The sequence below is a fragment of the Pseudoalteromonas luteoviolacea genome (genome assembly GCF_000814765.1).
GTDB lineage: Bacteria > Pseudomonadota > Gammaproteobacteria > Enterobacterales > Alteromonadaceae > Pseudoalteromonas > Pseudoalteromonas luteoviolacea_H.
The window spans coordinates 768,529-783,354 of sequence record NZ_JWIC01000010.1 but is presented as its reverse complement, the minus strand read 5'-3'; the positions used below and the strand labels follow the sequence as shown (position 1 = coordinate 783,354).

At 43.4% G+C, this 14,826-nt stretch carries 9 protein-coding genes; 3 read left to right on the top strand and 6 right to left on the bottom strand.

Annotated features, from left to right (window positions below; all coding sequences use genetic code 11):
- Positions 1-3: 3 nt before the first annotated feature.
- Positions 4-1,524, bottom strand: a complete 1,521-nt coding sequence (locus JF50_RS26525; RefSeq protein ID WP_052262762.1) for a response regulator — start codon at positions 1,522-1,524, stop codon at positions 4-6.
- Between the two features lie 243 nt (positions 1,525-1,767).
- On the opposite strand from JF50_RS26525, the gene JF50_RS26520 reads away from it, so the two are divergent.
- Positions 1,768-7,302 (top strand): response regulator, encoded by a 5,535-nt coding sequence (locus tag JF50_RS26520; protein WP_052262760.1) that lies wholly within the window; start codon positions 1,768-1,770, stop codon positions 7,300-7,302.
- A 488-nt stretch (positions 7,303-7,790) separates the two neighbouring features.
- Here JF50_RS26520 and JF50_RS25005 read toward each other — a convergent pair whose 3' ends face one another.
- A complete protein-coding gene (locus tag JF50_RS25005; protein WP_039611965.1) occupies positions 7,791-9,014 on the bottom strand; it encodes a right-handed parallel beta-helix repeat-containing protein in 1,224 nt (407 codons plus the stop codon).
- Between the two features lie 177 nt (positions 9,015-9,191).
- On the opposite strand from JF50_RS25005, the gene JF50_RS25000 reads away from it, so the two are divergent.
- Positions 9,192-10,298 carry a LamG-like jellyroll fold domain-containing protein gene (locus tag JF50_RS25000; protein ID WP_039611964.1) on the top strand — a complete coding sequence of 369 codons (1,107 nt, stop codon included), beginning with the start codon at positions 9,192-9,194 and terminating at the stop codon, positions 10,296-10,298.
- Between the two features lie 61 nt (positions 10,299-10,359).
- On the opposite strand, the gene JF50_RS24995 is transcribed toward JF50_RS25000, so the two are convergent.
- Positions 10,360-10,929, bottom strand: coding sequence for a hypothetical protein (locus tag JF50_RS24995; RefSeq protein ID WP_052262759.1), 570 nt, complete (start codon positions 10,927-10,929; stop codon positions 10,360-10,362).
- Positions 10,930-11,064: 135 nt separating this feature from the next.
- Positions 11,065-13,104 (bottom strand): S9 family peptidase, encoded by a 2,040-nt coding sequence (locus tag JF50_RS24990; RefSeq protein ID WP_052262757.1) that lies wholly within the window; start codon positions 13,102-13,104, stop codon positions 11,065-11,067.
- Between the two features lie 391 nt (positions 13,105-13,495).
- On the opposite strand from JF50_RS24990, the gene JF50_RS27290 reads away from it, so the two are divergent.
- Positions 13,496-13,642, top strand: coding sequence for a hypothetical protein (locus JF50_RS27290; RefSeq protein WP_160290510.1), 147 nt, complete (start codon positions 13,496-13,498; stop codon positions 13,640-13,642).
- 88 nt (positions 13,643-13,730) lie between these two features.
- On the opposite strand, the gene JF50_RS24985 is transcribed toward JF50_RS27290, so the two are convergent.
- Positions 13,731-14,153, bottom strand: coding sequence for a GNAT family N-acetyltransferase (locus JF50_RS24985; protein ID WP_039611963.1), 423 nt, complete (start codon positions 14,151-14,153; stop codon positions 13,731-13,733).
- A gap of 11 nt (positions 14,154-14,164) precedes the next feature.
- Positions 14,165-14,785 carry a LysE family translocator gene (locus JF50_RS24980; protein WP_039611962.1) on the bottom strand — a complete coding sequence of 207 codons (621 nt, stop codon included), beginning with the start codon at positions 14,783-14,785 and terminating at the stop codon, positions 14,165-14,167.
- Between the last annotated feature and the right edge of the window lie 41 nt (positions 14,786-14,826).

Sequence of the window (14,826 nt, the reverse complement as noted above, 5' to 3'; positions counted from 1 at the left end):
GCATTAGGCGATGGGCAAACTGACATAAACGGATGTGCCAGATTGCTCATCACTGCGATATTCAATGAAGCCTTTTTGCTGCTCTGTGAGTACCTTGGCCGTATAAGTACCCAGACCTGAGCGGTTTTCTTTGCCATGGGAGACAAATTTTTCTAAAAATTGATGCCGTATTTGTTGCGGAATGGGGTCTGAGTTGTGCACTTCAATAATGTGAAATTGGCTCTCAGTTTGGGCGTTGATAGTGACGGCTTTATTTTTTGTAGTGGCCTCCAAAGCGTTCTGTATTAAATGGGTGAATAACGCGAATAAGAGTTGCTGCTCTCCACTGACCTTTAAGTTCGCTGGCACAGAGTTGGTGATGTTGATTTGCTGATGAGAAATGATATGACTTAATCCTAGCAACACCTTATCTAATACGGTGTGTATGGCCTGTGCAGTGGGCTTCAAGTCATATTCATTGCGCTCAATTTTTTGTAGCGCTTGCATATTATCTAGGTGCAGTTGTAATTGCTGACAATTTTGCTGGATAAAATCTAGATATTGTTGTGCTTTTTGGGGGTCGTTTAAGTGGTTTGACAGTGAGTTGCTGGCGGTTTGTATTTCTTTTATGGGCGTGACCACCTCTTGTTGGTTTACGGTATCAAATTGCTCCCTGAGTTTGGCATTTTCCATCATGGTATCTATTTGCGCACGCATCAGGCGATTAGAGTCAATGGCACGGCAGTGTGCTTTTACCCGTGATCGTACTATGGACGGATTAGCCGGTTTGGTGATGTAGTCCACAGCACCCAGCTCAAGGCCTTTTACGATATGTTCTGTTTGCTCTAATGCGGATAAAAATATCACCGTAATATGCTGCGTAGTGGGATCGGCTTTAAGGCGCTTGCAGACTTCAATACCATCCATGTCTGGCATCATAATATCCAGTAGGACCAAATCAGGTTGTGGTTCCATAGCGCAAATTTGCAGGGCTTTTTTGCCATTGAGTGCTGCTTTAACTTTATAGTCTTTACGTAATATATCGCTGATCACTTTTATGTTGTCGGCAACATCATCGACCACTAATACTTGCGTGACATGTTCTTTTTGTTCTGATTGCTCAGTAGGTGCTGCTTTCATCGGCCGTACAGGCTTACTCAATGCCCGTTGTAAGCGGGATAATAAGATTTGGCTAGAGAAAGGTTTGACGATGTACTCGGATACGCCACTTTGAATGGCTTGCATGACATTCCCTTGATCTATGGTGGCAGAAGTCATTACAAAGGGGATCTGTGCTGTACGAGGGTTGCTGCGAACATATTGTAGCAGTGAAATCCCGTCTAATTTGGGCAACTTCCATTCAGAGATGATCAGCTGGATGTCGTTGTAGTTGAGTTTCTCCCTTGCATCTACTCCATTCGAGCTTTGAACCACGGTAACCTCTGGCGCAAGCTTTTTAGCTGTGCTGGCTATCATAGATCGAATGGTTTCGTGGGGTTCAACAATTAAAACCGTAATTGATTGATGGTTGTCACTCCAAGACATAGAGTTCTCCGCGCCAAATTTGCTAAATGAAAATTACAGGCTAATTGACTGTCCTTGACACGCGACTTCATAACTGAGTGATTGGTAGACAAAAATTAACTCTTCTTATTTTGCACATGTTATCGAAAAGTGTCTAATAATTATGCATACACTTACCCAATTTAAAAAGTACGCACTATGCTAACTGAGCATGAGGAAAGCACATGTTTCGGTTTGTCATTGAGATGATGCAAGGAGTCAGATATGCGCCTTTGGCGGCTGTATGTAGTTTTACTTAGTTTTTGTGTTTACGCTGAATGTGCCATAGGCACGGATGAGGTAAAAGTAGAGGCTATCTCGGCCTACAATGGATTGGCCAATCCGCAAATTTACGCGGTTTCGAAAGACCCTGATGGATTTATGTGGTTTGGCAGTGCGGATGGGGTAAAACGTTATGATGGTTATCAATTTGTCAGTTTTAATCATAATCCGGATGATCCTAATTCTTTGTCAGCGAACAGCGTAGGTACGCTCCTTTTTGACAACCAAGGAAGGTTGTGGGCGGGCACTTGGGGAGGGGGATTAAATTTATTTGTCCGAGAAAAGCAGCATTTTGTTCACTTCAAATATGATGAGCAGGATCCAACGTCACTCGGTGCCAATAAAGTACAGACGCTGTTTGAAAGCCGTGATGGGACTTTATGGGTGGGTACTAATGGCGGAGGACTGAACCGACTAAAAGAAGATCTACAAAGCTTTGAACGCTTTATGCCACAACCAGATAACCCCTATAGCTTAGGCAGTGATCGGGTTTGGAGTATCAGTGAAGGCAGTAAGGGGGGGATATGGGTTGGTACATCTAACGGTTTGTATCGACTGGATAGAAATACTGGTCAATTTCAAGGGTATGGAGTAGCGCCACAATCATTGGATCATGCTGAGGTGCGTCAGGTTTCAGTCGATGATCTCGGCAGAGTATGGGTGGCGACGCGTACCAGTTTTGGTTTGTTTAATCCCGAAACCGCAGAGTACCGCATATATAACTTGACGTCAGGCACGCTACCGAGCGTGACGCGCTTACATCATTTTAATGAGGACATTTTATTAGCGACCTTTGCAGGGGTATATCGTTTTTCTCCTCGCGAAAATGAATTTGTCCCTGTTGTTGAGGGCGGTGAACTTACATTATTACAAAATCGCGATGTGCGACAAATTTTGGTAGATGACAGTGGGTTACTTTGGGCCGCTACACGATATTCAGGTGTGCAAAAAGTGTTTCCTAACCCACCCGCTTTTATTTCTTGGCAGAATTTTTTAAACGATCAATTGCTGTCAGGGTTATTTAATCAAGTGCTCACCATTGAAGGTGCCAAGCACGGCGGTGTGTGGCTGGGGACGGGTCGTGGCTTGGTGCATTTTGATGGTAAGTCAAAGTTTACCCCATTTGCCGATGCACAAACATTGCAAGGTAATTATCGATTACGTGTTCATAGCATGGCACGAGATCAAGCAGGTATGTTGTTTGCTGCAACTAGTTTTGGCTTGTATCGGGTGGATGAGGAAGCTAAATCGTTGAGCTTAGTAGCATTACCTTGGTTGGAGGACGCGCGTCGCTCGGTAGAGCACATAAGCTTTGATAGGCAAGGTTACATTTGGGTCGTACTGTCAGGGAGAAGTGGGTTGACACGCCTTGATATTGAAACCAATCAAGTAGAACACTTCTTGAATGAACAAGACTTAGAGTTTACTTTCCATGACAGTGAAGGGATGATTTGGGCAGGCACCGATGGAGAGGGAGTGTTTAGACTTGATCCAAGCAATTCACGCTTTGTGCAGTATACAGCGCACGGAGAGCAAGTTGGTCCAAATGGCAACTATGTGGCACATGTGATGCAGCAAGGTGCGCACATATGGCTGGCAACGAACTTGGGGATCACGCGGTTCGATATTGCGACACAGCAGTTTAAACAGTATGAGAATACCGCCTCACAAGTGAACTTTGCAGTAAAATCCATCGCGCAAGACCGAGATGGTTTTTTGTGGTTTGCCAGCGCCAGTGGGGTATTTAAATTTGATCCCACCTACGGTATTTTCCATCAATTTACCACCAATGACGGTTTAATAAACCACCACTTTTTAGCACGTTCTTTTATTTTTAATGATGAGCAAATTCTTTTTGGCAGCATTGATGGCATTACGGGGTTTAACCCCAAAGATGTAAAAGTCAACACCAGTGCCCCGCCTGTCGCATTTACACGTGCGTTTATTGATGGTAAACCGATAGAGATAAGGAATGGCGAGATCCGCTTAGGTCATCGAGATAAAAACTTATCCATTCATTTCGCAGCGCTTGATTATCAAGCAACGGACGATAACCGCTACCGCACTTGGCTGGTGGGTTATCACGATAAGTGGAGTGCAATTACCCCAGAGCACATCGTTAACTATCGGGAATTACCGCCGGGTGAATATCGTTTCCGTGTCCAAGGCAGCAATAATCATGGTGTTTGGAATCAGGTGGGGATTGAGCTGAAGGTGATCAGTGTCCCTGCGTGGTATCAAACGATGTGGTTTCGTGTCTTAATGCCGGTGCTAGTGGTGCTTATTTTACTATTAGGGTTTTGGCTCAGAGTGAGGCAATTACGTGAAAATAGTATTGAGTTAGAGCGCAAAATTGCTCGCCGGACACGCGATATTGTGGTGTTAGGAGAAGTCGGTAAAGAAGTTGCCGCGACCTATGACATGCACGTGATAAGCGAAACTATCTATACTCATCTCACTGATATATTGCATTGCGAATTTTTTGCTGTAGGGGTGTTTTACCCTGAAAAACACTATATCGATTACATTTATGCGATGCAGCAAGGTGAGTTATATGAAGCCTTGGAAAGTCATACCAAAGTGGTGAGCAGTGCTGATGTCTATTGCGTATCGAGTGGGCAAGAGTTTTATGCGGCGACGGATGACCATTGGCAGAAGGTAGGGCTTAAAGCTTGTAACAATCTCTATGGTGAACAAACCAAGTCGGTATTCTGTGCCCCTCTCATTGTGGATGGTAAAGTCATAGGTGTGTTTACCGTACAATCAAATAAACAACGAGCGTACAAAGAAGTCCATTTAAACGTGTTACGTTCAGTGGCTAATCATGTGGCCGTCGCGCTGGCAAATTCATTGTCTTATAGTGAGTTAAAAGAGGCCGAGCAACGGCTTGATTTAGCGATGCAAGGGGCAAATGCCGGCACGTGGGAGTGGGACTGCCAAAGTGATCTGCTTGTCACCAATGGTATTTGGTCAACCATGCTGGGGTATCAAGAAGGTGAACTTGAGCTGCGTTATGGCGATACCATTAACCGCTGGCGTGAGCTGATCCACCCTGATGATCTCGCCCTAGTCGAACATGCGCTACAGGCCCATCTTTCAAAACAAACAGAGACATATCGCTGTGAGTTACGGATGAAAACGGCGGACGGACAATGGAAGTGGATTTTGAGCATGGGGCAAAGTGTGTTTGTGAATCAAGACAGTCGGCGCAAGGAAATGTTTGGTATACATATGGATATATCCGACTCGAAAGGGTTAGAGGCGGCCTTAAAGCAAGCAAAAGAGCGTGCAGAGAGCGCCACGCAAGCCAAGTCTGATTTCTTATCCAACATGTCCCATGAAATCCGCACACCAATGAATGCCATTATTGGTATGAGTTACCTTGCGTTAGAAACTGATTTGAATTTTAAGCAGCGCAATTATGTCGAAAAGATTCATCGCAGTGCAGAGTCGTTGTTAGGCATCATTAACGACATACTAGATTTTTCTAAAATTGAAGCGGGTAAGCTTGATATTGAACAAGTTGAATTTTGTATTGAAGACACATTGCGCAGTGCTTTGGATTTGATTGCGGTTAAAGCAAAGGAGAAAGAGTTAGAGCTCTGTGCTCATATTGATCCTGCCGTGCCCAGCAAGCTAATAGGGGATCCGTTACGTTTATCACAAATTTTACTTAACCTTGGGAGTAATGCCGTTAAATTTACTGAGCAAGGCGGTGAGGTATTGGTAGATGTGCGTGTGGAGCAGCAATTGGCGGGAGAATTGACATTAAAGTTTGCCGTGGTTGACTCTGGCATCGGTATGTCAGAAGAGCAGCAAGCAAAGCTATTTAATTCTTTCTCGCAAGCGGATACTTCGACTACACGTAAATATGGTGGCACAGGCCTCGGACTGGCCATATGTAAAAAGCTGGTTGAATTGATGCATGGTGAGATCCATTGCCAAAGTGCACAAGGGGTAGGAAGCACATTTAGTTTCACGCTGGTGCTTGATGATGCTTTGCATGAGCCCGAAGCCATTGACAAACTTGAGTTAAAGCACGCGCTGATCATTGATGACAACTTCAGTGCTAGCCGTTATTTATCTTCCTGTCTATCGCGTTTTGATATTGAAGCGCACGCTTTTGCTTCTGCTGATATTGTTGATTTATCTAGTGTGTTGGTAGATAAAGATGTCATTTTCATCGATATGCGGCTGGAGCAAACAGGGCGTTATTTACAGCAGATACGCCACATAGAGCCCGATGTGCCTTGTATATTAATGCCGTTGTATGAAATGCAAAACGTAGATACCTACTTGCGTGAGTTTGAACGCAGTAGCTATGTCGTGAAACCATTTTTGGCTGAAGATGTGTACCTGGGTCTACAGCGCGCATTGGGCCTGAATAGTCAGCAGCTTGAGCACCGTAATGAGCAAGACGAGCACAAGTTGCAACAATTGGCTGGCGCGCGATTGCTTTTGGTTGAAGATAACGATCTAAACCAAGAGCTTGCGGTTACCTTGTTGACCAGCAAGGGGATTACAGTGGAGGTGGCCGAACATGGTCAGCAAGCCCTTGAGATGTTGGCAAACAGCCGTTTTGATGGTGTATTGATGGATTGCCAAATGCCAGTAATGGATGGATACACCGCGACACGAAAAATCAGGGAGCAAAGTCAATTTGAGTCTTTGCCTGTCATTGCGATGACAGCCAGCGTTATGATGGATAATCAAGAGGCTGCGCTTGCGTGTGGGATGAATGACATTATTAGTAAACCACTCAATATAGATAAAATGTTTGCGACGCTAAGCAAGTGGATCGTTGTGTCTGAAGCAGCCAAAATAGATATTGCGCAGCCAAATGTGCAATCAGAAACGGGTTATCCAGACATAGCGGGTATTGATTCGGGGATCGCAAAATCGATATCTCAAGGGGATGTCGCACTCTTTAAGCGTTTATTAATCCGGTTTGTTGATCGCCAACAGCATTTCCATGCACACTTTGAAGAAGCGCTTGAACAGCAACATACCGATCCAGATGCGCCGATGCGCTGTGCGCACACACTTAAAGGTACAGCGGGCAACATCGGTGCTACGTATGTGCAGTCAGCCGCTGGTGAACTAGAGCAAATATGTGCTGATAAAGGCGAGTATGCAGCTGCCTTAAATCAGGTCCATGAAAAGTTAGAGCCATTAATTTTTGCAATACAACAAGTGTTAAGTAGTGAGGGAACTGCAAGCGGCTCTGGCGCGGCAAAAAATGCGCATCTATCCGATCAGCAAATCGCGGAAAAGTTAATTCAATTAACAGCATTACTTGAGGACTATGATACAGACGCAATAGATTTGGTGAGTGAGTTGCTACCTATGTATGACGGCACACAATTTGTTGATAAATTTAAACGATTGGCGACATTAATTGATGATTATGACTTTGACACTGCCAAGGAGTTACTCGCGCAAATTAAACCAGAGCTCGAGGCTTCAGAGTCGTTCTAAGTTTAAGTTATTGTGGATAAGCGGGTGTGGGCATTGAGTAAAGGTGCCAAGCGCGCCGCCAGTCAGGTATGTTGGCAAGGATGATTAGCGGCACGCTCAGCAAATTTTATAGATATGTTTATATCTTTTGTAAAAGATGCCGAACGTGCCAGTCAGGTTTGTTGGGCAAAGGTGACAAGCGGCACGTCCAGCAAATTTTGTAGACATATTCATGTCTGTTATAGATATGCCGAACGTGCCAGTCAGGTTTGTTGGGCAAAGGTGACAAGCGGCACGTCCAGCAAATTTTGTAGACATATTCATGTCTGTTATAGAGGTGCCGAGCGTGCCAGTCAGGTATGTTGGCAAGGATGACAAGCGGCACGCTCAGCAAAACTATTGAAGTCCTATCAGCTTCTTAAAAATGCTGAGCGTACCTGCCAAAGAGTATCTGACAAGGTGGTACGCTCAGCGAGACGATTACATTAAACCTACTTTGTATGAGCCCTTTAGTATGCTGACTGGGTCACGTAATGATGGTTATTGAGTTCGTGGCGAAGTACCGCATCATTTAAGTAAGAAAAAGTCTTAGGTCGACCAGCGCTATCCAGTGCGCCGTCATTTTCTATGCTGTTTTCAATGATAAGGTGTGCAGATTGGGTGTTGATCGCATATAGCTTCAGTGCGTAGCTGCCCGGGTGGACAATTAAATTCCCTTTGTACGCATGTGCCAAACCGTTGCTTATACTGTTGTCTTGCTGAGCCGCATTACGAGCAAAGATGCCGTTTTCACCCGCGTACATAATATGGTTGTTCAGTACTTTAATCCCATCTCCATCAATCATCATACCGTTGCCGCCACTGCGGTAGATCAAATTACTTCTTACCTCGACATTATTGCCACCAACTTGAATGCCGGTATTTTGCCAGTGTGGATCGAAGGGACTAACACCTGTACGATAAATTGTGTTGTTGGTAATGTATGCATTACCTTGTACAGAATTAAGCTGTATGCCATCTGCCGCGATATTCTCTAGTTTATTATCAAAAATATGCACATCTTGGATTTTGTGGGGGTAGACAGTCGTTAGGGTATTGTCACACATTAGAGTGCGTGATTTACCGGTATAACCAATATACATGCCCTCACCACTTTCGGTGTCGTGAATATAGTTATTGTGAATACGAAGGCCAGTCATAGTAAAGTTTTCAGCCCACGTATGCGGATCGCACGTTGGGTCTGTTTTTATCAACATACCCGCAAATCGGGCACGATAAATCTCTAAGTGATCAATTTCGATGTGTTCACTTAACGTGCCAACACCTAATGTGCCACCTAGCCTTAGACCATATTCAGATTCCCCTTCAACGGCATTGGATGTGAGCCTGAGCCATTGACTGTTTTCAATTGCAATACTGTATTCGTAAGGTGTGAATGTGACAACACCGTTCTGATTACGAATGATGATGGGGGCTGATGCGGAACCAAGCACATTTTTCACTCTGAGCGGGCCTCGCATTCCTGATTCGAGGCACAGTGTATCACCAGGATTAAGCGACATAGTATTGCCATCTATTAAATGCTGTTGACTGCTAATGTAATGATCACATTGTAAGTTAGAGGTCTCATCAATTTTGTTTTTCTGTGTAGTGACGGTTGCAAAACTAGGTGCAGCTATGAGTATATTAATCAGCAATACAGCTGTCTTAGTGGTTTTTTTTGTATTCGTCATTGGACACTCCATTATCAAATGTTTGAATTTATTGTTGATTCAAAGTGAATAAGAATTTGCGTTTATATTGGTAACAACAAACAAAAAACACTAGAAAAATAGGGTAAATAAAGAGTAAAATTACTTTTACCGAAATTCGGTAAGTATTACCCTTTGATATATATGGATAAATTTTTTATGGATGAAAAAAAATTAAGTTTAGAAAAATGTAAAGGTTTATGGATTGGTACTGTTTATGCAGATTTAAACACTAAAACTTTACACAAGGATGATTTGAGTCAGCCGTTGTCGGAACTGTCTTTTTCGTTGCTTTTAACTTTAGTGGAGTATCAGCCTAGTCCTTTGGCTGCAGATCAGCTGCAAAATAAAGTGTGGCAAGGCGTAGTGACAGGCAATGAAAATGTTAAGCAACGGATCAGCATTCTCAGAAAAGCCTTTTTAGCTTTGGATGAACAAGAACACATTAAGAATATCCGGGGTAAAGGGTACTTACTCGCCCAACCTGTTAAGCTAGACTCTACCGAAAATACATTGAATGTTTGGCCATTTGTTATTAGTGGCTTGTTATTGATAGTGGTTTCAGCGGTGTGGCTGAGCTGGTTGTATTTGTCCACACCAAAAGTTTTGAAAAGTGAGCAATATCAACTATCTGTGTATGCTGGAGACAGCATAACGTTGGCCAATAAAAAATCGGATTTAGCATTTTGCCTTGACGGTTTTGATGATTATGTTGAGGCGTTTGACTCTGAATTGGATGTCAGTACAGGAGACTTCTCATTGACAACGTGGGTAAAGACCTCATCGATTGGCCAACACATTATTGTAGATAAGCGCTACGAGGACCAAGTATCTGATGTACAAGGTTACGCGTTTTATGTTGATGATGGATTCTTGGCATTGCAGCTTGCTGATGGAGATGGCAGTTGGTATTGCCAAGAGCCGGACTCCTCGTGCACGTTTTACGATTCTGAAGCCTTTGTCGCTGATGGGCAGTGGCATCATGTTGCTGTCAGTATCGATAGAGATCGCGCTAAAGGGATCCGTTTTTACCTTAATGGGCAACTTAATAGTGCGTTTGACCCAACTGGACGACAAGGCTCGCTCAGTAACGAAATGCCGCTGAGGATTGGCAGTCGCTCTTCTTTTAAAACGGGGCTATTTAAAGGGGCGATTGGTGAAATCGCATTATATCATCGGGTACTGACTCCATCCGAAATTCGTCAACAGTATGCCATGGGAAATAGTCGTGGCTGTAGCGGCTCTGGAAGTAAAGGCGGCATTTAAACGAAGGCTTGTGGACAGAGTTGCGCATCCCTGTCCACGCAATTCAATGAGGTAGCATTGGTTATTTAGATTTTTTACGCTCCTCTAAAATGAGGTTGATCATCTCTGTGCGGATCTCAGCTTCTTGCCCTTTTAGCTTTTGCAACTGCTGTTCAAGTATTTCTATTTGCTCTTCTTCTTTTGTATTTTTATAGGCTTGACTACCAACATGTTCAGATAACTGTTCGTTGTCAGTGAGCTGCTCGGCTGCTTCGGTAGGAGCCTGATGGAATGTTAAAGTACGTTGAAGTGGCGGCTTTTTGAGCTCATTAATGTCTTCTTGTAAGTTACGTATTTTTTCTTGTAACAATTCAACGACTTTTTCCAAGTTTTCATACTGTTCTTTGAAGACTGGGTTTCGTCTTTTGTACCCAGTGGCTTCTTGGTCTAGCTCTTTGGTAATAATGGGTGGCTTTACTTCTTTTTCGTCGTTATTTTCTCTATATATTGAGGGCGTTTTAGGCGTTGGTTTGAGGAGGTTATCAGGTAACGGCGTTGTTATTTTGTGGCGAGCGCCATATGGGGCGACTTGTGTTTCACTCTGATTTTGCTGTGACGTGATATGTGTATGTTGGAGGATTTTCGATAACATGATGATTCCTTATCAGTGTTTGCATGCCTGATCCTCTATATCGGCAATTCCGCCTTTTTGTTGAATCTAATAGGGATATACCTGCCATAGTTAAATTGCCGGGATAACCCGGCAATTTAACGCTATGCTGAGGCGCTACTTTTTATACAGCTCGAACCAAGCCAGTGTATGTTCAATTTTTGAAATCATACGGGAGGGGCGTCCTGCGATACCATGCGGTGCACCTGGAACGCGTATCAAAACTGTATCAACTTTACGCAGTTTCAATGCTTGGTAAAATTGTTCAGACTCAGACATAGGTGTACGTCTGTCTAGCTCACCTGTCATGATCAATGATGGTGTCGTAACATTACCAACCAGTGATAATGGTGAACGTTGCCAATAATGCGCCAAATTTTCCCAAGGTAGTCCAGGGAATTGATTTCGGATTTGTCCAAGGTAGCTATCGGCTGTCAGCACTTTACTGATCCAGTTAATAACAGGCTTAGTGATAGCGGCAGCATTGAATCTATCTGTTAAACCGACCGCATAAGCTGTCGCGATACCGCCCGCTGAACCGCCGGCGATAAAGAGGTTGTTCTCATCGATAAAGCCTTTTGCAATGAGGGCATCAACAGCAGAGTTGTGATCAGCAAAGTCTTCTTTGGAGCTATATTTTCCATCTAAAAGCAGTGCAAAACGTTCGCCATAGCTGGTCGAACCGCGGTAGTTGACGTAAACCACGACATATCCCTCAGCGGCATAACGTTGCAATTCAGCACTAAAGTGTGGGCCGTATGCTAAATGTGGTCCGCCATGGATCTCCACTAACAGAGGATATTTTTTGGATTTATCAAAGTTCGGAGGCGTGATATACCAGCCTTGGATCTGCTCGCCATCAAACGACGATTTATAGTTAAGCTCGTGTACTTCACCCAGTGTTCTATGCGCCAATAGATCTTGGTTTAATTGTGTTAGCGTGGTCGTTTTACCTTTACGCCAATATGCCACATCGGCTGGTGCTTTACTGTTACCTTGGGTATAGGCTAATGCACCATTATTTGCCATAGTAAAATTGCCACTCACATAAGGACGTCCAAGGGTCGTTCCTGAAACATCATTAACGATGGGTTTAACTTTGCCACGAGAGGAAACAGTTGCTAAGACGCGTTTACCTTGGTCATCATATTGAATTACAAAGTCACCTTTACCAGCCCATTGATAATCGGCAACAGAGCGATCTAGCTCATCCGTTAAGGTTTTAAGTTTACTGTCTTTAATCGACATTAAAGTTAACTGGTTATTGATGTAAGGTACGGGTGCATTACCGCGACTAATAAATGCCAGCTTATCCCCTTTGGTAGAGAAGGTTGGGCTGTATTCTGCACCAGGCAGATCAGTCAGTTGCGTGAGCGTTTGGTTAGTGACATTGACCTGATATAAGTCTGTTTCTGTTGTACGATATTCCCACTCAGGGTGTTGATCAGATGAGAAAACAATGTGTTGGTTATTAGGGCTCCACGCAAGTGGGCCTCTATGCTGGAAGTCACCTTTGGTTAATTGTCTTGGTGTGCCTCCATTTGCTGGCAAGACAAAAACATGTTTAAACGCAGGCTCTAAGTAGCCGCGTCCATCTGCTTGATATCTTGCTTTCTCAAAGATCTTAACGGGCTCTGACCACTCTGCGCCTTTTGGTTTGCTTGGTAATTTGACTGATTTTGCAAATTTAGACTTACCTTGAGGCACATTCATCGTAAACGCGAGATGTTCCCCATCTGGCGACCACGTGATATCTCCAATGGCTTTTGGAAGCTGTGTTAATACAGCTTGTTTGTCTTGTGCTACCCAATAGACATGTAACTGGCGCGAGCCACTGCTGTTACTAGTGAAGGCAATTTTACTGCTGTCAGGAGACCAGCGGGGCTGGCCATAACTATGGTGATCGGCAAATAGAGGATAGTGACTTTTTTTCGCGATGTCATATAACCATAGTGTGCGCTTAGGCACATCATGCATAATGTCATAGCTACTGCGTTCATACACGATTTTTTTACCGTCAGGGCTTATCTGCGTGCTCGCAGCGTATTCTAGTGCAAAGATATCGTCAGATTTAAATGTTGCTGCACTCGCTAAACTGTCTGTTGAGGCAAGTGAGAGCAACACGCCGCTTAGAGCAAGAGTTGTGATTGGTTTCATAAGTAAAATCTATTATTTTTTGATTGCTTCTAACATAAAAGTGAATCCTGTGATGCACAAGTGTTATGAGATAGGCTGACTAAGCATGTAGTCGAATGGTACTCGTTTGATCGAAATCAAGTTGAGTTGAACTGCCATTGTTGATAAGACTAAAGTAGTGTCTTTATATCGGAATTGAACAATGAACGCTGCGGGGTAGGTAGCAATTAGATTGGTGATATAAATCCGCTCGTCAGACTGTTTCTCATATTGCACTTTTCTGTTTAATTAATATTCTTTTATTCTCTGAATTTAAATTTTAAAGGTAATTTATTCCTTGAGTTTCGATTTAAAATGGATATCTTATGCGCACCACTTTGGTGGTATAAATATTTAATTTAATAAGGAAATAATGATGAAACTTGATCTTAAAACAAAAAAGTTGGCAAATTTATCTCATAAAGTGGTGAGTCACCACCAGACTGACAAAGTGGCTGGTGGTGCCGTTATCACGGGTTGCTATTTTCCATGTAAGCCAGTAACACAGACTGGTAAATAACCCATTTGTGATCAAAAGACGTTGAGTTAGGTGCGAAGCTTCGCACCTTTTAATCATGCAAGCTTATACGCTTTGCTTATAACAGAGGTTATGGCTGTGATGAGTAGCCCGACCGTATGTAGCGTTCCATGAGAAATTGGGGGGCTTCAACGTCGTTAAAGCCAAATTGTCGATACAAAGTATGTGCATCATGAGTTGCAAGTGTAAACCGCCTTAGCCCTTGCAATTGAGGGTGTGTGACAACCGCATCGATGAGTTGCTTACCATGCCCGACACCTCTATACGGCTCTAAAACAAACACATCGAGTAGATTGGCAAAGGTCGCATAGTCTGTGACGACCCGTGCAAATGCAATGAGTTGTGTATTTTGTACTAGGGCAAAACAGAGCGAGTTTTCAAATGCGATGTGTAACTTCTCTTGTGATATCCCTTTGCTCCAATAACTTCTTTTAGATAAAAATTGATAGGCATCGTTAAACTGAGATTTTGTGAGTCGATTAACAAGCTGCATAACATGAACTCCTATAAAGTATTGATGTGGATAAGCGGTAAACAAGCGAGTAGTAGGCAAGCCATAACATAGTTAAATCTGCGCATGTGTTTTTGATTTTGTAGCTTTTTACTGAGCACCTTTCCAAAATAAGTCCAGCTTAGACCGCTGCCCAAAGCCACCACATTAAATACCAGTATTCCAAGTAGGGCGGAGTGCCAATAATAGTCGCCAGGCAGTGTTAAGGCGGTAGTTAAAGACAGCAGGGTGGCCATGGTTTTGGGATTGATCAGCTGAAATAAGGCCCCTTGCATAAATGAAAGTGGTTGGTTTTGCTGTTGCAACTTATGTGAGTTCGTCCGGCTAAATGCAATTTTATAAGCCAGATAGACAATATAGCCAGTCGCTAAGAGTTTAAAAGTTAAATGCAATTGTGGGTTTGCCAATACAAGATGCCCTAGCCCCATTAACATAGCGACATGAATGAGGGTCATGCCAGCACGGATCCCAACAATATGTGGCAGCGTTTTTTTTATACCAAATTGCGATCCTGAGTAGGTTAGTAAAATATTATTTGGCCCAGGCGTGATAGATGCGGCAAAGCTGAATAACACCAATGCAGGAAAAAGGGTAAATAGTTCAACCAATGGCAAAGTTAACTCCTAAATTGTATCAATACAATTGTTGCTATTTG

Coding starts and splice junctions, on each gene's coding strand:
- JF50_RS26525 (WP_052262762.1), bottom strand. CDS start 1,524: ATGTCTTGGAGTGACAACCATCAATCAATTACGGTTTTAATTGTTGAA.
- JF50_RS26520 (WP_052262760.1), top strand. CDS start 1,768: ATGCGCCTTTGGCGGCTGTATGTAGTTTTACTTAGTTTTTGTGTTTAC.
- JF50_RS25005 (WP_039611965.1), bottom strand. CDS start 9,014: ATGACGAATACAAAAAAAACCACTAAGACAGCTGTATTGCTGATTAAT.
- JF50_RS25000 (WP_039611964.1), top strand. CDS start 9,192: ATGGATGAAAAAAAATTAAGTTTAGAAAAATGTAAAGGTTTATGGATT.
- JF50_RS24995 (WP_052262759.1), bottom strand. CDS start 10,929: ATGTTATCGAAAATCCTCCAACATACACATATCACGTCACAGCAAAAT.
- JF50_RS24990 (WP_052262757.1), bottom strand. CDS start 13,104: ATGAAACCAATCACAACTCTTGCTCTAAGCGGCGTGTTGCTCTCACTT.
- JF50_RS27290 (WP_160290510.1), top strand. CDS start 13,496: ATGATGAAACTTGATCTTAAAACAAAAAAGTTGGCAAATTTATCTCAT.
- JF50_RS24985 (WP_039611963.1), bottom strand. CDS start 14,153: ATGCAGCTTGTTAATCGACTCACAAAATCTCAGTTTAACGATGCCTAT.